The sequence below is a fragment of the Pseudarthrobacter kochi genome (genome assembly GCF_055412805.1).
In genome coordinates this window covers 17,673-37,700 of the sequence record NZ_JBVAYV010000038.1, presented here as the reverse complement: position 1 = coordinate 37,700, position 20,028 = coordinate 17,673, and the positions used below count along the sequence as shown (strand labels likewise).

Here is a 20,028-nt window from a genome sequence, read left to right as displayed (position 1 = left end):
CCCCGTCTTGGCGGAACCCATCACGCCCGAGCCCGTCACGGCAGCCGACGCGCCGGAGCTGCCCGCGGCAGCCCCCACCGTGCACGAGGATCCCGTGCGCGGGGCCGTGCACGCGCACCCCCTCCCCCACCCCCCCCCCCCCCCCCCCCCCCGTCCCCCCCCCCCCCCGCTGAGCTTTTTGCGCAGGGGGTTGGGCGTGGCGCTCAGGCCTCGATGTGGGTCGGGGCGAACATCTTGAGCAGGGTTTCGACCACGACGACGTTCGGCCCGTCGGCGGCGAACCCCGCCTTGAGCGCGTCCCCGACGTCCTCCGGGGCAACCCGGACAGCCGGAACTCCGAAGGCCTCGGCCAGCTTGACGAAATCGGGACGGGCGAGTTCCGTGGCGGTGGCCTTGCCGAAGGCGCCGACCATGTATTCGCGCAGGATGCCGTAGCCGCCGTCGTCCACAATCAGCCAGGTGACGGGGACATTGTGCTGCCTGGCCGTGGCCAGTTCGGAAATGGAGTACATCGCCGAGCCGTCGCCGGAGACGGCCAGCACCCGGGCTGAACCGCCGGGCTTTCCGGTCGCTTCCAGGCCGACGGCGCCGCCGATCGCCGCGGGGAAGCCGAAGCCGAGCCCGCCGGCGCCCTGGGCTGAGTGGAACTGGCCCTCGCGGGCGTCCCAGCAGCTCCACGCCCAGTACGCGGAGATGGTCATGTCCCAGAACGTCTGCATGGCCGGGGGGACGGCCTCCCGGATGTCCGCCATGAACTTCAGTTCCTTGCCGAGGTCCTGGGATTCCAGCCTGGCCCTGACCTTGGCCAGGGTGTCCTTGACCAGGGTCTCGGGCGGAGTGCCGTGCCAGTCCGCACGCTGTCCGCGCGGCTCCGTCAGGGCGGCGTCGAGGGCGGCGTCCAGGGCGGCGAGGGCCTGGCCGGCGTCGGCCCGGATGCCCAGGCCGGGGCGGTTGGATTCCAGGACCCGGGGTTCTGCGTCGATCTGGATGATCCGGCCGCGCGGCTCAAAGGTGAAGTAGTTCGACGTGACCTCGCCCAAGGATGAGCCGATGACGATCAGCAAGTCGGCGTCCTCGAGCAGCTCCGTCATGTGCTGGTCCTCGATCCAGGACTGCAGCGAGAGCTCGTGGTTCCACGGGAAGGCGCCGTTGCCGCCGGGGGTGCAGATGACCGGAGCCCGCAGCTTCTCCGCGATGGAGAGCAGCGATTTCTCAGCCCGGCCGCGGCGGGTGCCGCCGCCGGCGATGATGGCGGGACGTTCCGCCGTCGCGAGCCATTTGACCGCTTCGCGGACCAGCTCGACGCGGGGCGGATTGTCTGCCGCTTCGGCGAGGGCATCCTCCACCGGTGGCACCATGATGGGGTCCAGCAGCACGTTCTGCGGAATTTCCAGCCACACGGGACCCTGCGGCGAGGAGATCGCCTCGGTCCAGGCGTCCTGGATGGCCGAGGGGATGCCGGAGGCGTGCTGGATCAGCCGCTGGCTCTTGGTGACGTTCGCGGCCGAGGCCTTCTGGTCATCGAGCTGGTGGAGCATGCCCTTGCGGCGCGCGCCGAGGCCCTCCAGCGGGATCTGGCTCGCGATGACCACCATGGGAACGCCGGTGGCATAGGCCTCCTGCAGCCCGGCGAGGGAGGTCAGCGCGCCGGGGCCGGTGGAGAGGAAGAGGACGCCGACCTCGCCGGTGGCGCGGGAGTAGCCGTCCGCGGCGAAAGCCGAGTTGTTCTCCACCCGGGAGGAGACGAAGTGAAGGTTTCCGCGGCCCATGGCGTCGAAGAGGCCCAGGGCGTGCTGGCCCGGGATGCCGAAGACGGTTTTGGCGCCGAGCGCCTCGAGCGTCTCGACGACGAGGTCGCCGCCGTTGCGCACGCCGGTCACTGGGAGGCTCCGCTCTGGACGCGCTGTGCCGCCGGTGTGGCGAAGCCGGCCGGGCGGCGGGATTCCTGGCCGAGCGACTGGGCGGCGTAGCCGTTGGCCGCGCCGAAGCGGTCGCCGTCCACGGCGCGGTCCGCCATCAGGGTGACCAGTTCGTAGGCCACGTGGCTGGCCGCGACGCCGGTGATGTCCGCGTGGTCGTACGCGGGGGCGACCTCGACGACATCGGCCCCGACCAGGTTCATGCCGCGGAAGCCGCGGATGATTTCCAGCAGCTCACGGCTGGTGATGCCGCCGGCTTCCGGGGTTCCGGTGCCGGGGGCGTGTGCGGGATCCAGGACGTCGATGTCCACGGAGATGTAGAGCGGGCGGTTGCCGATCCGGTCGCGGACCTTGGCGACGGTTTCCAGGACGCCCTGGTAATAGACGTCGGCAGAGGTGACGATGCCGAAGCCGAAGCGGTGGTCGTCGTCGAGGTCCTTCTTGCCGTAGAGCGGGCCGCGGGTGCCGATGTGACTGATGGCCTCGGTGTCGAGGATGCCTTCCTCGACGGCGCGGCGGAACGGGGTGCCGTGGGTGTACTCGGCGCCGAAGTAGGTGTCCCAGGTGTCCAGGTGGGCGTCGAAGTGCAGCATGGCGACGGGCTGGCCGGCGCGTTCGGCGGCGGCGCGGAGCAGTGGCAGCGCGATGGTGTGGTCCCCGCCGAGCGTCAGCAGCTTGCTGCCGGAGGCGGTCAGGTCCAGGGCGTTCTGCTGGATGGTCTCGATAGCGTCATTGATATTGAAGGGATTGACGGCCATGTCGCCGGCGTCGGCCACCTGGATGTTTTCGAAGGGGCTGACATCCCAGGCCGGGTTGTACGGGCGCAGCAGCCGGCTGGCCTCGCGGATGTGGTTGGACCCGAAGCGGGCACCGGGGCGGTAGGAGACGCCCGAATCGAAGGGCACGCCGACCACGGTGACGTCCGCCTTGGCGACCTGGTCCAGCCGCGGCAGGCGCGCGTAGGTGGCGGCTCCTGCGTAGCGCGGAATGCGGGATGAATCGATGGGGCCAAGGTTGCCATTGGCCTCGATGCGCAGCTCTTCCAAAAGAAAGCCTCTCCTTCGAGGATTGACCGACAGGTGTGACAGCCATCATACACTTCAAGTTGCCCCTTGTGCATCAAATGTTTACCAGCATGCCGAGCGGACCGCGGATGCCCTCTGCGACTTCCCAAAGACGGCCTCTACCCCGCTCGGCGCTGCCCCGCCCCGGATTTTGCACGCCTCCCGGGCCTGGCTCCGCGCTCCCGCCCAGTTGCTGCCACCCGCAGCCTGCCGCGTCCCGGCTGAACCCCGGAAATCCAGGGTTCTGGTGCCGCCGGAGTCCGGTGCCGCCGCGAGCAACTGGGCGGGAGCGCGGGGAGTGTCCGGATTGTCGGGGCCTAAAGCCGGCTGAATGCCCCGCGAGCGCCAACTCTTGCACCCAATCCCCGCACTTTCCCACATGGGCCGGGTGCCCCGTTTACCCGGCCCGGGTTCGGATATCAACTGGCCCCATGGATCCGCTGAATTACCTCGCCGAGCAGGGCGGCGTAGCCCGGACCGGGCAGCTGTTGGCCGCCGGCTTCTCCCGGACGGACATTGACCAGCTGGCAAACAGTGGGGTCCGCCTATTGCGGCGGGGCGTCTTCGCCCTTCCGGAGTGCCGTCCGGATTTCGAGGCTGCGATACGCCACAACGCCCGCGTCACGTGCGCCAGCGCGGCGGGGCACTACGGGCTGTGGCTCCGGAACCCCCCGGGCCAGCACCATCTGGCCTGCAACCACGGCCACGGGAACGGCTTCATCCGGCACCGGACGGTGCGGTTCGACGGGCATCCGACGCTGCCGCTGGCCGCGGTCGAGGACGTCGTGCTGCATGCCATGTCGTGCCTCGCACCCCCTGCGTCAACGGCAATAGCAACCTCGGCGATGCGACTGCACGGCGTGCCGCCTGAGTTACTCAAGGACCAACTCCGAGGCGGCCGCTCCGGCCCTGCACTGAAGGCGCTGCACCAGCTGGACCTGCGGGCCGAGTCCATTGTGGAGGTCGACGCCCAGCACCTCTTCCAAACCAACGGGATTGGCTACGACGCCCAGGTCTTCCTGTCCGGGATCGGTCGGGTCGACTTCCTCATCGAGGGGTTTCTGATCGTGGAAGTGGACGGCTTCGCGTTCCATTCCAGCCGCGAGGCCATGCGCCGGGACCTGGGCCGGAACAATGCCTCGACACTGAACGGTTTTGCGGTACTCCGGTACATGCCCGAGCACATCTGGTTCGAACCCCAGCGCGTCCTGGCCGAGATCCGGGCGGTGCTGGATCGGCGCCCGCAACCCAGGCCCTGACGCTCCCGCCCAGTTGCTCCGACAGAACCCCGGCGCACCCGCGGATTTCCGGGGTCCGCCACGTCCAGCGGGCGGCCAGGGGGAAAGTAACTGGGCAGGAACGCGGCCCCGGCCCAAACCTAGCGGCTTGCGGCGGGGACCAGGACCCAGAGGACCTCGACGGCTTCATCCGTCGGGTTGACCCAGGTGTGCGGCTCGCGGCCCGGGAAGGTCACGGTGTCCCCCGTGTGGAGTTCGAATTCCTCGTTCGTGAGGATCAGCCGGATGCTGCCTCTGACCACGTGCAGCACATCGACGTCGCAGTCCACCGCGTACAGTTCCGATTCGCCGCGACCGCGGGGCTCGATCACGGCCTGGATGATCTGGACACGGCGCTCCGAGCGCGCGGTCAGCAGGCGCTCCACGATCCCTTCGCCGCCCAGTGAGATCCGCGGGCCTTCATTCTTCTTGGTGAGATGCGTTTCCGGCGCGGCAAAAAGTTCGCCGATCGAAATGGAGAGCACCTGGCACAGCGTCACCAGGGACGCGACCGAGGGTGAGGTGAGGTCCCGCTCAACCCGGCTGAGGAATCCTTTGGTCAGCCCGGTGGCGTCGGCAACCTGCTCGATGGTAAGCCGCTGCGACTGCCGGGCGGCACGGATCCGGGAACCGATGGCAACGGGAACGTTGCTCGGTTCAACAGGTAGAGCCTTCATTTTGGAACCTTTCACGGCCGGCCGCTCGGCCCCATCGTTGGAGCAATACTAGCGGGACGGCACCGCCGGGAGGCCGGATCGGCCCGCGACGCGTAATGCGTCTTGACTGTTACCCGGATCACACATACTTTTTGGCAACAAGTGTTGCCTATTGGGCAATAGTTGCCGGCAAGAACCGTTATCGTACCCGTCAAGAAGCAGCTGGACCCCCGGGCGCCCCGTAGCGTGCCGGCCGGTTCAGCCCTGCCCTGAACAGCTCCAAGGAGCCCTTAATGAATGCAAGTTTCGTCAACATCGCCATCGTGGTGGTGTACCTGGTCGCCATGCTGGCGTTCGGGTGGTGGGGCAAGTCCCGCACCAAGAACAACAGCGACTTCCTGGTGGCAGGCCGCCGCCTCGGCCCGTTCCTGTACACCGGAACCATGGCCGCCGTCGTGCTCGGCGGCGCCTCCACCGTGGGCGGAGTGGGCCTCGGCTACAAATTCGGCATCTCCGGCATGTGGCTCGTGGTCGCGATCGGCGCCGGCGTGCTGCTGCCCAGCCTGCTGTTCGCCAGCACCCTCCAGAAACTGAAGATCTACACGGTCTCGCAGATGCTGAGCCTGCGGTACGGCAGCAACGCCACCCAGACCTCTGGCATCGTGATGCTCGCCTACACGCTGATGCTCTGCGCCACGTCCACCGGCGCCTACGCCACCATTTTTGTGGTGCTCTTCGGCTGGGACCGAGCCCTCGCCATCGCGATCGGCGGCGCGATCGTCCTGGTCTACTCAACCATCGGCGGCATGTGGTCCATCACCCTGGCCGACCAGGTCCAGTTCGTCATCAAGACCGTCGGCATCTTCTTCCTGATGCTGCCGTTCACGCTCAACGCCGCCGGCGGCTTCGAGGGTATCCGTGCCCGCGTCGACGCCAGCTTCTTCCAGATTGACGGCATCGGCATCCAGACGATCATTACCTGCTTCGTCGTCTACACCCTGGGCCTGCCGCTGCCACCGTGGCCCGCGCCGACGTCCTGCCGTTCGTCGCCAGCTGGTTCGGCAAGGACATCAACACCGACGACACCGATAACCCGGAGCAGGACGTCAAGGCCAACCGCATGTGGGTCCTGGGGCTCGGCGTCGTCGCGATCGTCATCGCCATCATTACCAAGGACGTCGTCGCGGCGCTCACCATCGCCTACGACATCCTCGTCGGCGGACTCCTCGTCGCCATCCTGGGCGGCCTGGTCTGGAAACGCGGCACCGGTGTCGCCGCGGCTGCCTCCATGGCCGTTGGCTCGGTCATCACCCTCGGCACCATGATCATCCTCGAGATCAATGCCGAGGTCCCGCTGGACGGCATCTACGCCAACGAACCGATCTACTACGGCCTGCTGGCCTCCGCGGTCGTCTACATCGCAGTGTCCCTGCTGACCAAGCCGACGGATCCCGCGGTCATGGCCAACTGGCACCGCCGGGTCGCCGGGGTCGCCGCCGAGGAGGAAGATCAGGTGCCCGTCCTGACCCACGAGGGTCCTGACAGCGGGTTAAACGTCGACGGCGGCACTCCCCTTCCGGGGGGCGCCGCCGTTGGTCGTTCAAGCCAGTGGGAGGATCATTCCTTCTCCTCCGGCTCAAGGAATTCTTCGCCTTCCAGGGGAACCACCGGTTTCTCGTCGCCCAGGAAGTCGTCCTTGTCGAGGGGAACGAGCCGGTCGGCCTCTTCCAAGAGTTCTTCCTCCTCGGTCTCGTCGGAATCGCTCACGGGCGCATCCTCGGCGTAGTCGTAGGCGGGATCGGACTCGAGGGAATCCCGGGCCGGCTGGATTGGACGTGAGCCGATGTTGTCCATGATGCAACCTCCGCGTGACTGGGGTGGCGGCTAGGGCCCCGGAGAGCCCGCCCTGGGTTTCATTCGAACACCGCGAACCCGGGCGGTCAAGGGCCCCAGCGAACGGGACCCCGGCAGCCGCGAAATGGCCGGCGGCGCGGGCCCTTTTTACGGTTTGCCTAAAATCCGCGCTGAGGACCACCAGCCGAAATTCCGCGGAAAGACGGGGTACGCTGGATACGCAACGGGGCCGAACCATGCCCTTTCAAGCCCAGGAGCTTCCGTGTCCCAGCACGCCACATCTGACCCGTTCAACCCTGAACCCCACCACAGCGAACCCGGCGATGCACCGCGCCCCGAAGCACCCGCAGCAACACCGCCCGCCGCAACACCACCCGCAGCAACACCGAGCTCCGCGGACATCAAACGCTGGCGGCAGTACCTCGCCGACGAACGGGCCGAAGCCGCCGTCTACCGCGACCTCGCCCAGAACCGCCACGGCGAAGAGCGTGCAATCCTGCTCGCCCTGGCCGAAGCCGAGGGACGCCACGAGGCGCACTGGCTCCAGCTGCTGGGCGAGCACGCCGGCCGCTCCCGGCCCGCCTCGCTCCGCAGCCAGTTGTTGGGCTTCCTGGCCCGCCACTTCGGCTCGGTCTTTGTCCTGGCCCTCGCCCAGCGGGCCGAAAGCCGTTCGCCGTACGCCAACGACCCCTCGGCCACCCCGGCCATGGTCGCCGACGAACAGATCCATGAGGAAGTCGTCCGCGGGCTCGCCACCCGGGGCCGCAACCGGCTGGCCGGCACCTTCCGCGCGGCCGTCTTCGGCGCCAACGACGGGCTGGTGAGCAACCTCTCCCTCGTTATGGGCATGGCCGCCTCCGGCGTCGGCAGTTCGGTGGTACTGCTCAGCGGCGTGGCCGGGCTCCTGGCCGGGGCACTGTCCATGGGAGCCGGCGAATTCATTTCCGTGCGCTCCCAGCGCGAGCTCCTCGCCGCAACCCGCCCCACCCAGATCACCCTGGCCGCCGCACCGTCGCTGGACATCGAACACAACGAACTCCTGCTGGTCTACCTGGCCCGCGGCATGTCCCGGGAGGCCGCCGAACACCGCGTCGCGGAGCGGATGGGCCTGCTCGGCTGCGACTGCGATCCCAGCCTCTCGCTGCAGCCGGAACTTCCGGAAACCCGTGACGAGCACGAAGCCGTCGGCACCGCCTGGAGCGCGGCGGCGTCGAGCTTCTGCTTCTTCGCCTCCGGCGCCATCGTCCCGATCCTGCCCTTCGTCCTGGGCATGACCGGCGTCGCGGCGCTGGTGCTCTCCGCCGCCCTCGTGGGCCTGGCACTCCTGTTCACCGGCGGCGTCGTTGGCCTCCTCTCCGGCACCTCCCCGACCTCCCGGGGCCTGCGCCAGCTGGCCATCGGCATGGGCGCGGCAGGCGTGACATACCTGCTGGGCCTGGCCTTCGGCGCCGTGGTTGCCTAGTGGACGGTCCTGAGTTCCGGGACCGGACACCGCGGCACAGCCGCTCCCGCACCATGTGGCGGATCGTCCGCGGCCTCGCCACGGCCGCCGTGATTGCCGGTGCCGCGTTTCTGGCTGCCGGCCTCATGTACGGTGATCCGCGTTTTGCCGGACTCTTCGAGGTCAGCCGCGGGGCCACGCCGGGCACCGCGAGGGCCGGCCAGCACGGGCAGCCGGCGTCCGCTGAGGCGGTCCGCACGGACACTCCCCCGGCCGGACTCGAAGAACAGGGCGAGCCGCTCGGCCGCCCGCAGAAGCCGGCCGTGGCCAGCAACTCGTACAGGTTCCTGGCCGTGAACGACGACGGCACCCCGGTGGGCTACTCGCCGTGCCGGCCGCTGCATTATGTTGTCAACGCGGCGCTCGCTCCGAACGGCGCCGAGCGCCTCGTTGAGGACGCGATCAGGACGGTGTCCCGCGCGACCGGCATCAAATTCATCGACGACGGGCCCACCACCGAGGCGCCCTCCCAGTCCCGCATCCCGTACCAGCAGGCCGCCTACGGGGAACGCTGGGCGCCGCTGCTGATCGCGTGGACCACCCCGGACCAGGCCCCGCAGCTCGCCGGCCCGGTGATCGGCACCGGCGGCAGCACCCACTTCAGCTTTGGCGACGGACCCAAGAGTTTCGTCACCGGCAGCCTGGAACTCGATGCCCCGCAGATCGCCGAGGACCTCAGCCGGCCGGACGGAGCCGCCTATGCCACCGCGGTGATCCTGCACGAGCTCGGCCATGTCATGGGGCTGGAGCACGTGGACGATCCGGTGCAGCTTATGTACCCCGAGATCGGAGCGCCCGACGGCCTCGCCGCGGGCGACCGGAACGGCCTCTATGAGCTTGGCAAAGCGCAGTGCCGCAAGGACCTCTGAGCGCCTAACGGTCCAGGACGGCGAGCGCCTCCTCCACGGTATCCACCAGGAAGATCCGACTTTCCATCCGCCGCCCTGCGGCGAGACTCTGCAGCAGGGGCCACGCCGGGTAGCGCCGCAGCCAGTGTTCCTCCCCCACCAGCACCATCGGCATAATGGTCTCCGGGGTGCCGTAGTAGTTTTCGCAGGCATCCTGGAAGATCTCCTGCACGGTGCCCCCGGAACCTGGCAGGAAGACAATGCCGCCGTTGCACAGTTCCAAAAGGACGGCCTCGCGGATGGAGTTCGCGAAGTACTTGGCAATGTGGGTGGCAAAGAAGTTGGGCGGTTCGTGGCCGTAAAACCAGGTGGGGATCCCCAGCGACGGCGTACCCTCCGGATGGCGTTCGACGACGGCTGCGGCGGAGCGCGCCCACGCCGAAACGGACGGCCGGAATCCGGGCACCGCCGCGAGGTCGTCCAGTGCGCGCCGGAAGTCCGGCTCCGGGGTCCCGCTTAGGTAGGCGCCGAGGTTGGCGGCCTCCATGGTGCCGGGACCGCCGCCGGTGGCAACCACCCGGCCCTCCCTGGCCAGCAGCCTCCCCAACAGCGCCGCCTCCTCGAAGACAGGCGAAGCGCGGCTCGCAGTATGTCCGCCCATTACGCCCACCATGGTCCGGCCGGCGCAGAAGTCCGAGCGGGTCAGTTCCTCGAGGGCATCGCCGATCGAATGGTCATGCAGGGCCGCGGCGAGGGTCGCGTCCAGGCGGTGCCGCTGTCCCGGCCGGATGCTCCACTGGTACACCTTGGCGTCCGGAGTGTCTTCATAGCGCGAGTCGGCGATGCCGTCGTAGAGCTCCTGCGGGGTGTACAGCTGCCCGCGGTAAGGGTTAAACGGGACGGCTTCGAGTTTGGGGAAGATCAGCGCGCCGCGGCTGCGCAGCGAATCCTCCACACCGCCGTCGAACGTGCACCCCAGGAAGATCCCGCCCTGGGCGTTTATGGCCTCCAGCTGCGCTCTCCGGCCGCGGAGGTCCAGCGACTGGGCATGCCAGCCCTGCATGGACTTCGCCCCGGCCGCGACCAGCCGGTCGAAGCTGTCCAGGCTTTCGACCTCCAGCGTGCGCGGGCTGGGGTGCAGGCTGCGGGCAGCACTCATCCGGCGGGCCTAGTCGAGGAGTTCCGGAGCGGTGCCGGACCCTGCCGTGGCTTCCGGGGTCATGTAGGCGTCAAGTTTGGCGAGGGTCTGTTCGATGTTGGCCGGGTGCCGGCGGACGTAGCCGGCCAGGCGCAGGAGGATCCTGGCGCGCACTTCCCGCGCGTCCCATTGTTCGGTGACGAGGGTGCCCGGTTTGCCGGCGGAATCGGTGGCCGGCTCCAGCAGGTAACGCCAGACGTGGCCGCCGAAGTGTCGCCACGCGATCCGCCGGCCCTCCTCGAACTCGCAGACCGTGTTGAGAATCTTGTAGTCCAATTTCATGTTCATTTCCATGCCGAACTTCGCCCCGAGGGCCAGCCGTTCAGGGCCGCGCGGCTGGGCGCCCTTCACGGTGTCGGAGCCGTCAATCACGCTGTGCAGGGCGGGGGTGGCCAGCACTTCGAAGATGGCTTCCGGAGCGGCCGCGATGAAGCGGCTGCGGGACACGAGATATCTGTTGGTCATCCGGCAATCCTAGACCTGCGTTGAAATGGGGAGGTTCTGTTGCAGAATAAACCATGCAGATTCAGCCCCTCCCCCGCAGCAGCCGGCCCCGCATTGGCATCCCGGTCCGCCTGAGCAGCTCCACGGAGGCCGATCCGCGTGTGGCGGAGGCCAACAAACTCTTCGATTACATCGTGGAACTGGTACGCGACGGCGGCGGCGAACCGGTGCTGCTCACCGCAGCCGAGGATCCGTTGGAGACGCTCGACGGCGTCGTCCTTCCGGGCGGCGGCGACCTGGACCCCCGGCTCTACGGCGAGGAACCCGGCGATGCCTGCTATGACGTCAGCCAGGCCCAGGATGAACTGGACCTGGCCGTTGCCCGGCGGTCGATCGGCGCCGGGCTGCCCGTCCTCGGCATCTGCCGGGGGCACCAGTTGCTCAATGTCCTCTATGGCGGCACGCTGGTCCAGGACATGGATCCGGGCTCCGTGGCGCACCGGGAACCCGAGCCGGTGCACGGAGCGGGGCCGTGGGCCTGGCACGAGGTCGGGTTGCAGGGCGGAAGCAAGGTTGCCGGCCTGTACAGCGTGATGGAGAAGGGCGTGATGGGGGCCGTCGCCGCCGGGACCGGCGGGAATAGCGGGCCCGGAGGCGACTCCCCTGCCGTGACGGTGAAGATTGCCTCCGGACACCATCAGGCCGTGGCCCGGGTGGCGGACGGCCTGGTCGTGACGGCCGTGGCGGAGGACGGGACGGTGGAGGCGCTGGAGGACCCCACCCGTTGGGTGGCGTCGGTGCAGTGGCACCCGGAGGCCCAGGAACTTCCGGCCGAGGAGCGGCTGGCACCGTTCCGCGCCTTTGTTGAGGTGTGTCGCAGCTCTCCAATGGGCTGCACTGCCCTGCTATCATGAACTTAGGCAGTATGTCCTATCAAGAGAACATATGCGGAGGCAGGTGACCGGCGGCCCACCCGGGGCCAAGGTCCGGGGCACAAGGGAGCGTAGAGACGTGGCTATTCAAAAAGTGGCTAATCCACTTAATCTCAACATCGACCGGTCCTCCCCGGTGCCGCTCTACCACCAGGTGGTCCAGGGCATCGAAGCCGCGATCCACGGCGGGGCGCTTCCCCCTGGCAGCCGCCTCGACAACGAGATCGACCTGGCCGCGCAGCTGAACCTGTCCCGCCCCACCATGCGCAAGGCCATGGACGAATTGGTCCGCTCCGGCCTGCTGGTGCGCAAGCGTGGCGTCGGCACCCAGGTGGTCTCCAGCCAGGTCCGGCGTCCCCTTGAGCTCTCCAGCCTCTTCGACGACCTCAGCAACAACGGCAGCAAGCCCACCACCGAGGTGCTGAGCTTCTCCCACGACGAGGCCGACGCCGCCACCCGGGCAGCACTCCAGCTGCCGGACGGCGCCAAGGTCTACCACTTCACCCGGCTCCGGAAAGTCGGCGGCAAACCGCTGGCGCTGATGGAGAACTGGGTGCGCGATGACATCACCACCATCGATGAAGCGCTCCTGGCCTCGCAGGGCCTCTACGCCATCCTCCGCAACGGCGGCGTGAACTTCCGGCTCGCCTCGCAACGGATCGGCGCCATGATCGCCAACAACTACCAGGCGCCCTTGTTGGAAACCTCCCCCGGCTCGGCCCTTGTCACCATGGACCGCACGGCCGTCGACGACACCGGGCGCCAGGTGGAGACCGGCCACCACGTCTACCGTGCGGATTCCTACAGCTTCGAAATGACGCTGGTTCAGCGATAACACCCGCGCCCTCTTCCGGCGCGACAACGAAAGGGCAGAACTGATGGCCAACTGGGTCTATCCGCTCGGCACCGCCGCCCAAGGCAACTGGGACATCTCACTGGGAACTTCCGATTCCACCGTGGAGGTTGAGGGTTGGGCCCACACCGGGTTGAAGGTCGCCACGCTGGGGGCTTCGGCCGCCGTCGAACTTCCCGCAGCAGACGAGGAACGCATCATCATCCCGCTCAGCGGGTCCTTCACGGTGACCGTCGACGGCGGGGAGTACCGGCTGGCCGGCCGGACGAACGTCTTCAGCGGCCCCAGCGACGTCCTCTACACGGGAACCGGCAAGGCTGCGACCATCAGTTCGGCCGACGGCGGACGGGTCGCCGTGGCCACCGCGCCGGCGAAGGCCTCCTACCCGACCCGCCTGATCACCGCCGCGGAGACTCCGGTGGAACTGCGCGGGGCCGGCAACTGCTCCCGCCAGGTCCACAACTTCGGCACCCCCGCCGCGCTGGAGGCGGACCGCTTCATCGTCTGCGAGGTCCTGACGCCGGCCGGCAACTGGTCCTCCTATCCCCCGCACAAGCATGACGAGGAGAAGGACGGCGAGACCAGCCTCGAGGAGATCTACTACTTCGAGACCCGGGTGACCCCCGGCGCCCCGGCACGGCCGGGCGGCGACGACGCGATCGGCTACCAGCGGGTCTATGCCTCGGACGATCGTCCCATCGACGTCTCCGCGGAGGTGCGGACTGGCGACGTCGTCCTGGTCCCGTACGGCTGGCACGGCCCGGCCATGGCGGCTCCGGGCTATGACCTGTACTACCTAAACGTCATGGCGGGCCCGGGACCGGTCCGGGACTGGCTCATCAGCGATGACCCGCACCACGGTTGGATCCGGCAGACCTGGGCCGGCCAGGAGCTGGACCCCCGGCTGCCCTTCGGCCGCTGATATTGAGGATCCTTCCGCGGCAGGGGCGCTAGACGAGCTGCAGCTCATCCTCGGAGCTGTCGACGTCGGCGGGCCGGCCGGCGTCGTGCCTCTTCGCAGCCGCGGCCGCCGCGAACACCATGACCACCAGCCCCAGGAGGGTGATCCCGGCTCCGGCCCAGATCGGCGAGGTGTAGCCGAGGCCGGCGGTGATGGTCACGCCGCCCGCCCATGCGCCAAGGGCGTTGCCCACGTTGAACGCGCCGATGTTGGCGCCGGACGCCAGGGTGGGCGCACTGTCCGCGTACTTCATGACGCGCATCTGCAGTCCCGGGACTGTGGCGAAGCCGAAGCCGCCGAGCAGCACCATGGAGGCGACGGTCATCGGCTGGCTGGCGGAGGTCAGGGCGAACACCACCAAGACAACCACAAGGGCCGAGAGCACCACGAGCAGGGTCCGGTCCACATTCTTGTCCGCTGCCTTGCCGCCAGCGGTGTTGCCGATGAAGAGACCTACCCCGAACAGGATCAGCAGCCACGGCACGGTGGCGGCGGAGAACCCGGTGACTTCCGTCAGCGTGTACGCGATGTAGGTGAAGGCCCCGAACATGCCGCCGTAACCCAGGATCGTGACGAAGATGGAAAGCCAGACCTGGCCGGAGCGGAAGGCGCGGAGTTCATTCCGGAGACCGCCGGGCGCGGCGTCACACGAACCTGTCTTGGGCACCAAGGTGAGGATGCCCACCAGCGCCAGAACGCCAATGCCGGTGATTGCCCAGAAGGTGGAGCGCCAGCCCGCGGCCTGGCCCAGCATGGTGCCGAACGGCACGCCGAGGACATTGGCTGCGGTCAGGCCCGTGAACATGATGGCGATGGCTCCGGCCTTTTTGGTGGGCGCGACCATACTGGCGGCGACAACCGCACCGATGCCAAAGAACGCACCGTGGGACAGGGCGGCAATGATGCGGCCGATCATCATCGTCCAGTAGTCGGGCGCCATGGCGGAGACGAGGTTGCCGGCGATGAATAGCACCATGAGTACAGCCAGGACGGGCTTGCGCTCGAAGCGCGTCACCGCGGCGGTCAGGAGCAGGGCCCCCACGACGACGGCGAGCGCGTAGCCGGAGATGAGCCAGCCGGCCGTGGCCTCGCTGACCCGGAAGTTTGCGGCCACCTCGGGCAGCAGGCCCATGATGACGAACTCAGTGAGTCCGATCCCGAACCCGCCAAGGGCGAGTGCAATCAGGCCAATTGGCATGGTGTTGCTCCTTCAAAACTGTACGGAAAGACCTGTGCGGCGTAGGATATTAGTTGCAGACGCGTTATTTATTGTTGCACAAGCAATTATCCCGCGCAAGCAAGTACTTTTGGTTGTGCCGCCCTTCCGGGCGGGCAGTCCCACGGAAAGGAAGAACTGATGGGCATCAAGGACGACGCCGTCGAGGTCCGGGCGCAAGGCTGGCGGACCCTGGCGGCCCTGCATGGGCTGATCGAGGCGGAGCTGGAACGCTCGCTCCAGGCCGAAGCTCAGTTGTCCGTGGTGGAGTACGCCGTGCTGGACGCCCTAAGCCGGCAGGACGGGTGGCATATGCGGATGCAGCAGCTGGCCCGGGCCACGGCGCTGAGCCCGAGCGCCACCACACGCCTGGTCAACAGGCTCGAGGACCGCGCCCTGCTGACCCGGATCCTGTGCGCGGATGACCGCCGCGGAATCTACACCGAGCTCACCCCCGCAGGGATCGCGCTGCTGGAAAAGAGCCGGCCCGTCCACGATGCCACCCTGGAACGCGCGTTGGCCGAGGCACAGGAGGTCCCGGAACTGGCGCCGCTGGTCCAGGCCCTCCCCCGGCTGCACGCCGGGGTCTGAGCCCCGGACGCCAGCAGCACAGCCCACCGAGACAGCCCAACTGGCTCGCCTTCTCGATGTGCTGTTTCATCGTCTCCAGCTGGTAGCGGGACACTTCGGCGGCGTTGTCATCCTCGGCGAAGACGCTGGAGACCATCACGGTGTCCTTCCGGACGAGGAAGCCGATTTCCTTGAGGCCGCCGAAGAACTCCTCCCAGTTGACGTCGCCGTCGCCGATTTTCAGGTGCTGGTGCACCCGGACCGGGTTGCCCGGCGGGTTGGTGATGTAGCGCAGCCCGTGTGAGGCATGGTGGCCCATGGTGTCGGCGACGTGGACCAGGCGGAGCTTGTCCCCCGCGGCGCGCATGATGTCCAGCGGCGCGTTCTGCATGTGGAAACTGTGCGAGGCGACGTAAACGAGGCCGACGTTCTTGGAGTTGAGGCCGCGGATCACCCGGATCGCGGACAGGCAGTTCCTCCACGAAATCGTCGGGGTGCGGGTCGATCAGCAGGTCGATCCCTTCCCGCTCGATGATGTGGAGCAGTTCCTCGATTTCGATCCCTGCGTCTTTGCAGGCCTTGGCCAGTTGGCCCACCAGGTCGTCGTCGGCCTTGGGGTGTTGAAGAACGGAATGAAGTCGGGGTGCGGGGTCATCTGCGTGTACTTGCACCCGAGGTCCGCCACCAGCCGGGGAACTAGAGCAGGGTGTGCGAGTGGTGGAAGGGCGTTGGATCAAGTGCGATTATCACGTCAGAACACTCCATTTTGTGGGTCTGGCTTAGCGGTACAGTGCGGGCTTGGCGTTCAGTTTCACGGCGACCTTTTCGCCGTTCTTCTGCGCCTCGACGCCGGCCTCGCAGCAGGCGGCGGTCGCGTACCCGTCCCAGGCGGTCGGGCCGCCGATTTCGCCGCGCAGCGCGGCGTCCACCCAGGACTGGATTTCGACGTCGTACGCGGCACCGAAACGCTCCTCGAAGCCGGGGGTGACGTGGCCGCCCCAGCGGCCGTTGCTGCGGGTGTACGGGCCCTTGTCCCCGCCGATGCTGACAATGCCGTCCTCGAAGGACGCCTGGGTGGCCACCTCGTAGCCGAACTTCGCGTTGACGTAGATCTCGACGTCGGCCAGGACACCGGACTCGGTCTCGATCAGCACATGCTGCGGGTCGTGCTGGCCGGCCGGGGCGTTCCGCGTGGCTTTGCCCAGACGGACCTGGACGGAGGTGATCTCCTCACCGGTGAAATAGCGGATCGCGTCGAACTCGTGGACCACGGAGTCGTTGATCAGCATCTCATTCGTAAACCCGGCGGGGGTGGTGGGGTTGCGGTGCTGGTGGTGCAGCATGAGCAGCTCGCCGAGTTCGGAGTCGCGGATGATCTTGCCGACGGCGGCGTATTCGGCGTCGAAGCGGCGCATGAAGCCGACCTGGATGCGCTGGCGGCCGAGCTTTTCCTCGGCCTGGACGATCTTCCAGGCGGACTCGGCATCCGGGGTGAGCGGCTTCTCGCAGAGGATCGGGATGTCCTTGGCGATCGCCTTGAGCAGGATGTCCTCGTGCAGGAAGCCCGGGGTGGCGATCAACACGGCGTTGACGTCGCCGTTGTTGAGGGCTTCGTCGGCGTCGGCCAGGGCGACGGCGCCGGGGATGCCTTCGATGGCGGCCTGGGCGCGGGCGAGGTCGACGTCGACGACGGCGGCAACTTCCGCGCCGTGGATGCGGGTGTTGAGCCGCTGGATGTGGTCTGCGCCCATACGGCCGGCGCCGATGACAGCTACGCGGAGGGTCTTGGCCATGGTCTTGTCCTCAGTTCTAGTTGACGGCGGTGCGGGAGCCGCAGGAGAGCAGGTAGTTACGGGTGCGCTTGGCGATCGGCATCGGGACGTCGAAGGCCACGGGATACATATCCTGTTCCACGATGCCAAAGATCGGCCGGTCCAGCGCCTCGACGGCGTCGATCACGGCGCGCAGGTCCGGGAGGCCGTTCGGTGGTTCGGTCATGACTCCGGCCAGGTTGGCGGCGGCCCAGGTCATGGTCTCCGCGTTGACCTTTTTGAGGATGTCCGGGTTGATCTGCTTGAGGTGCAGGTAGCCGATCCGGTCGGGGTGATTCTTGATCAGGTCGAGGCTGAAGGCCCCACAGTATTCGGCGTGGCCGGTGTCCAGGCACAGATTGAGGTACTTCGGGTCGGTGGAGGCGAGCAGGGTCTCGATGTCCTCCTGCGCACCGACATGGGAGTCGGCGTGGGAGTGGAACTGCTGCTTCAGGCCGAAGTCCTCCAGCAGGGTCTTGCCCAGCCGGTTGTGGCCGGCGAAGAGGTCGCTCCAGGCCTTTTCGGTGAGCTGGCCACTTTCCACGGCCTCGCCGGTGACGTCGTCGCGCCACATGGCCGGGATGACCACCACGTGTTCCCCGCCCATGGCGGCGGTGAGTTCGGCGACCTTGCGGGCCGGCTCCCACGCGGTTTCCCACTGGTCCAGGCCGCGGTGGAACGCGGTGAACACGGTGCCGGCGGTGATCTTCAGATCGCGGGCCTTGAGTTCTTCGGCGAGGCGTGCCGGGTCGGTGGGGAGGTAGCCGTAGGGGCCGAGTTCGATCCACTTGTAGCCGGATTCGGCGACTTCGACGAGGAAGCGTTCCCACGGGGTCTGCTTCGGGTCATCCGGGAACCAGACACCCCAGGAGTCCGGCGCGGTGCCGATGATCAGCTTGTTCTCAGTCATTGTGCGTTCCTTTGCGTCGGTTGCTCTCAAGGTCGCTGGCCCGTTTGCGCACGTGGTCAGCCCAGCAGTTTGCGCTGGCGGCTCTTGTGGTCGGTGTAGTTTTCGAAGGCCTGCCGGGTGGAGTCGAGCTCGGAGGCCTGGGAGACCGGTACGTCCCACCAGGACTCGGAGCTGGGGGCGTCCAGCAGCGGGTCGGATTCGACGTGGATGAGGATCGGGCCGCCGCGCTCGGGGGCCGCTTTGGCGTCGCGGACGGCCTGCTCGAACTCGGCGATGACCTTCTCCCCCGGTTCGATCCGGATCACTTTCACGCCGAGGCTTTCGGCGTTCAGGGCCAGGTCCACGGGGAGCCGGTCGCCGTCGTCGAAGCTGTGGTGTTCCTCGTCCAGGGCCCGGTACTGGGTGCCGAAGCGCTGGGAGCCGAGGGATTCGGAGAGTGAGCCGATGGAGGCGTAGCCGTGGTTCTGGATCAGGACCACGATCAGTTTGATCCGCTCGGCGACGGCGGTGACCAGTTCGGTGTGCATCATGAGGTAGGAGCCGTCCCCTACCATCACAACGACGTCGCGCTGGGTCCCGCCCTTCGCGGCTTCTGCCAGCGCGGCACGCTTGACGCCGAGGCCGCCGGGGATTTCGTAGCCCATGCAGGAGTAGGCGTATTCGACGTGGTAGCCGAACGGGTCCCGGACGCGCCACATTTTGTGCAGGTCGCCCGGGAGGGAGCCGGCGGCGCAGATGACGACGTCCTGGGCGTCCATGGCGCGGTTGGTGGCGCCGATGATCTCGTTCTGGGCCGGGAGCGGGGTGAAGCGGGTGTCGAAGGCTTCGTCCACGGTGGTATTCCAGCGGGACTTCTCGGCCGCGATCCGCTGTTCCAGGTCGGCGCCGATCCGGTAGCCGCCGAGGGCCTGGTTCAGCTTGATGAGGGCCTTGCGGGCGTCGGCGACGATCGGCAGGGAGGTGCCGTGTTTGTAGGCGTCGATCGCGGCGACGTTGATGTTGATGAACTTCACGTCCGCGTTTTGGAACGCGGTCCGGGATGCGGTAGTGAAGTCCTCGTAGCGCGTGCCGATGCCGATGATGAGGTCCGCCTCGGCTGCGATGGCGTTGGCCGCCGTCGTGCCGGTGGAGCCGATCGCGCCGAGGGAGAATTTGTGGTCCCAGGGCAGGACACCGACGCCGGCCTGGGTGTTGCCCACCGGGATGCCGGTCAGTTCGACGAACTTCGCGAGTTCCTCGTTGGCGTAGGCGTAGAGCACGCCGCCGCCGGCGATGATGAGCGGGCGCTTGGCGGCGCGGATGGCGTCGGCAGCGCGGCGGACGTCCTCGTCGTCGGCGTCCGGGCGGCGGATCCGCCATTCGCGTTCGGCGAGGAATTCCTCCGGCACGTCGAAGGCCTCGGCCTGGACGTCCTGGGGCAGCGAGATGGTTACGGCACCGGTTTCGGCCGGGTCGGTGAGGACTCGTAGGCCGTGGTGGAAAGCGGAGAACAGCTGCTCGGGCCGGGAGACGCGGTCGAAGAACTTCGAGAGGGGCCGGAAGGCGTCGTTGACCGTGATGTCGTAGGCGTAGGGCTGCTCGAGCTGCTGCAGGACGGGGTCCGCGGCGCGGGTGGCGAAGGTATCGCTCGGCAACAGGAGTACGGGCAGCCGGTTGGTGGTGGCCAGGGCCGCGCCGGTCAGCAGGTTCGAGGAACCCGGGCCGATCGAGGTGCTGATCGCGAAGGTCTGGCGGCGCCGGGTGTGCCGGGCGTAGCCGACCGCCTGGTGCGCCTGGGCCTGTTCGTTGCGGCCCTGGTAGTACGGCATGATCATGGGATCGAGCTGCTGATACTGCTTGAGGGCCTGGCCGACGCCGGCAACATTGCCGTGGCCGAAGATCCCGAAAGTTCCCGGGATCAGCCGCTCCCGATAGTCCTGGCCGCCGATTGAATCGACGGTGTACTGCTGGGACAGGTATTCGACGACCGCCTGGGCGACTGTCATTCTGCGTGTTCCTGAGGCAGTTCTGGTTC

Annotated in this window: 16 protein-coding genes and 2 pseudogenes; 8 read left to right on the top strand and 10 right to left on the bottom strand. The window is 67.8% G+C overall.

The genetic code is table 11. From position 1 onward, the window contains the following. Positions 1–203: 203 nt before the first annotated feature. On the bottom strand, positions 204–1,880 hold the full coding sequence (locus ACZY0Y_RS15955; RefSeq protein ID WP_463959075.1) for a thiamine pyrophosphate-binding protein: 1,677 nt from the start codon (positions 1,878–1,880) through the stop codon (positions 204–206). Next, positions 1,877–2,965, bottom strand: a complete 1,089-nt coding sequence (gene speB / locus ACZY0Y_RS15950) for an agmatinase (protein WP_463959073.1) — start codon at positions 2,963–2,965, stop codon at positions 1,877–1,879. The genes ACZY0Y_RS15955 and speB overlap by 4 nt, the downstream gene beginning before the upstream one ends. Positions 2,966–3,414: 449 nt before the next feature. Here speB and ACZY0Y_RS15945 point away from each other — a divergent pair, with 449 nt between their 5' ends. Continuing rightward, complete coding sequence (locus tag ACZY0Y_RS15945) at positions 3,415–4,242, top strand: DUF559 domain-containing protein (RefSeq protein WP_463880760.1); 828 nt, start codon at positions 3,415–3,417, stop codon at positions 4,240–4,242. A 119-nt stretch (positions 4,243–4,361) separates the two neighbouring features. Here ACZY0Y_RS15945 and ACZY0Y_RS15940 read toward each other — a convergent pair whose 3' ends face one another. Continuing rightward, a complete protein-coding gene (locus ACZY0Y_RS15940; protein WP_463959071.1) occupies positions 4,362–4,937 on the bottom strand; it encodes a helix-turn-helix domain-containing protein in 576 nt (191 codons plus the stop codon). Positions 4,938–5,209: 272 nt separating this feature from the next. Between ACZY0Y_RS15940 and ACZY0Y_RS15935 the strand changes: the two are divergent. The 3 genes and pseudogenes from ACZY0Y_RS15935 to ACZY0Y_RS15925 form a co-directional block, all read left to right on the top strand. Continuing rightward, positions 5,210–6,426 (top strand): annotated as a pseudogene (locus ACZY0Y_RS15935) (sodium:solute symporter family transporter); the annotation flags it as partial. Between the two features lie 606 nt (positions 6,427–7,032). Next, a complete protein-coding gene (locus ACZY0Y_RS15930) occupies positions 7,033–8,232 on the top strand; it encodes a VIT1/CCC1 transporter family protein (RefSeq protein WP_463959069.1) in 1,200 nt (399 codons plus the stop codon). Further along, entirely contained in the window at positions 8,232–9,140 is a 909-nt protein-coding gene (locus tag ACZY0Y_RS15925) for a matrixin family metalloprotease (protein WP_463959068.1), read from the top strand. Before ACZY0Y_RS15930 ends, ACZY0Y_RS15925 begins: the two co-directional genes overlap by 1 nt. A 4-nt stretch (positions 9,141–9,144) precedes the next feature. On the opposite strand, the gene ACZY0Y_RS15920 is transcribed toward ACZY0Y_RS15925, so the two are convergent. Beyond that, complete coding sequence (locus tag ACZY0Y_RS15920; protein ID WP_463959067.1) at positions 9,145–10,278, bottom strand: LOG family protein; 1,134 nt, start codon at positions 10,276–10,278, stop codon at positions 9,145–9,147. A gap of 9 nt (positions 10,279–10,287) precedes the next feature. After that, complete coding sequence (locus ACZY0Y_RS15915) at positions 10,288–10,782, bottom strand: SRPBCC family protein (RefSeq protein ID WP_463959066.1); 495 nt, start codon at positions 10,780–10,782, stop codon at positions 10,288–10,290. Positions 10,783–10,835: 53 nt separating this feature from the next. Here ACZY0Y_RS15915 and ACZY0Y_RS15910 point away from each other — a divergent pair, with 53 nt between their 5' ends. The 3 genes from ACZY0Y_RS15910 (at position 10,836) to iolB (ending at position 13,468) form a co-directional block, all read left to right on the top strand. Next, positions 10,836–11,675, top strand: a complete 840-nt coding sequence (locus tag ACZY0Y_RS15910; protein WP_463959064.1) for a gamma-glutamyl-gamma-aminobutyrate hydrolase family protein — start codon at positions 10,836–10,838, stop codon at positions 11,673–11,675. Positions 11,676–11,787: 112 nt separating this feature from the next. After that, positions 11,788–12,528: a GntR family transcriptional regulator gene (locus ACZY0Y_RS15905; RefSeq protein ID WP_463880774.1), complete on the top strand. Its 741-nt coding sequence runs from the start codon at positions 11,788–11,790 to the stop codon at positions 12,526–12,528. 43 nt (positions 12,529–12,571) lie between these two features. Continuing rightward, positions 12,572–13,468 carry a 5-deoxy-glucuronate isomerase gene (iolB, locus tag ACZY0Y_RS15900; protein ID WP_463959063.1) on the top strand — a complete coding sequence of 299 codons (897 nt, stop codon included), beginning with the start codon at positions 12,572–12,574 and terminating at the stop codon, positions 13,466–13,468. A 28-nt stretch (positions 13,469–13,496) separates the two neighbouring features. Here the strand turns inward: iolB and ACZY0Y_RS15895 are convergent, their stop codons facing one another. Further along, positions 13,497–14,705, bottom strand: coding sequence for an MFS transporter (locus tag ACZY0Y_RS15895; RefSeq protein ID WP_463959061.1), 1,209 nt, complete (start codon positions 14,703–14,705; stop codon positions 13,497–13,499). A gap of 159 nt (positions 14,706–14,864) precedes the next feature. Between ACZY0Y_RS15895 and ACZY0Y_RS15890 the strand changes: the two genes are divergently transcribed. Continuing rightward, positions 14,865–15,314, top strand: coding sequence for a MarR family winged helix-turn-helix transcriptional regulator (locus tag ACZY0Y_RS15890; RefSeq protein WP_463880782.1), 450 nt, complete (start codon positions 14,865–14,867; stop codon positions 15,312–15,314). A gap of 43 nt (positions 15,315–15,357) precedes the next feature. Here ACZY0Y_RS15890 and ACZY0Y_RS15885 read toward each other — a convergent pair. From ACZY0Y_RS15885 to iolD, 4 genes and pseudogenes are all read right to left on the bottom strand, one after another. Continuing rightward, a pseudogene (locus ACZY0Y_RS15885) lies at positions 15,358–16,043 on the bottom strand (sugar phosphate isomerase/epimerase family protein); the annotation flags it as partial. Positions 16,044–16,072: 29 nt separating this feature from the next. After that, a complete protein-coding gene (locus ACZY0Y_RS15880; RefSeq protein WP_463959059.1) occupies positions 16,073–17,086 on the bottom strand; it encodes a Gfo/Idh/MocA family protein in 1,014 nt (337 codons plus the stop codon). A 16-nt stretch (positions 17,087–17,102) separates the two neighbouring features. Then, positions 17,103–18,014 carry a sugar phosphate isomerase/epimerase family protein gene (locus ACZY0Y_RS15875; protein ID WP_463959057.1) on the bottom strand — a complete coding sequence of 304 codons (912 nt, stop codon included), beginning with the start codon at positions 18,012–18,014 and terminating at the stop codon, positions 17,103–17,105. Positions 18,015–18,070: 56 nt separating this feature from the next. Then, a complete protein-coding gene (gene iolD, locus ACZY0Y_RS15870) occupies positions 18,071–19,999 on the bottom strand; it encodes a 3D-(3,5/4)-trihydroxycyclohexane-1,2-dione acylhydrolase (decyclizing) (protein ID WP_463959055.1) in 1,929 nt (642 codons plus the stop codon). Positions 20,000–20,028 lie beyond the last annotated feature (29 nt).

Excerpts from the sequence above, each read along its gene's own strand:
- iolB (WP_463959063.1), top strand. The coding sequence starts at position 12,572 with ATGGCCAACTGGGTCTATCCGCTCGGCACCGCCGCCCAAGGCAACTGG.
- ACZY0Y_RS15880 (WP_463959059.1), bottom strand. The coding sequence starts at position 17,086 with ATGGCCAAGACCCTCCGCGTAGCTGTCATCGGCGCCGGCCGTATGGGC.
- ACZY0Y_RS15915 (WP_463959066.1), bottom strand. The coding sequence starts at position 10,782 with ATGACCAACAGATATCTCGTGTCCCGCAGCCGCTTCATCGCGGCCGCT.
- ACZY0Y_RS15895 (WP_463959061.1), bottom strand. The coding sequence starts at position 14,705 with ATGCCAATTGGCCTGATTGCACTCGCCCTTGGCGGGTTCGGGATCGGA.
- iolD (WP_463959055.1), bottom strand. The coding sequence starts at position 19,999 with ATGACAGTCGCCCAGGCGGTCGTCGAATACCTGTCCCAGCAGTACACC.
- ACZY0Y_RS15940 (WP_463959071.1), bottom strand. The coding sequence starts at position 4,937 with ATGAAGGCTCTACCTGTTGAACCGAGCAACGTTCCCGTTGCCATCGGT.
- ACZY0Y_RS15920 (WP_463959067.1), bottom strand. The coding sequence starts at position 10,278 with ATGAGTGCTGCCCGCAGCCTGCACCCCAGCCCGCGCACGCTGGAGGTC.
- ACZY0Y_RS15910 (WP_463959064.1), top strand. The coding sequence starts at position 10,836 with ATGCAGATTCAGCCCCTCCCCCGCAGCAGCCGGCCCCGCATTGGCATC.
- ACZY0Y_RS15875 (WP_463959057.1), bottom strand. The coding sequence starts at position 18,014 with ATGACTGAGAACAAGCTGATCATCGGCACCGCGCCGGACTCCTGGGGT.
- ACZY0Y_RS15890 (WP_463880782.1), top strand. The coding sequence starts at position 14,865 with ATGGGCATCAAGGACGACGCCGTCGAGGTCCGGGCGCAAGGCTGGCGG.
- ACZY0Y_RS15945 (WP_463880760.1), top strand. The coding sequence starts at position 3,415 with ATGGATCCGCTGAATTACCTCGCCGAGCAGGGCGGCGTAGCCCGGACC.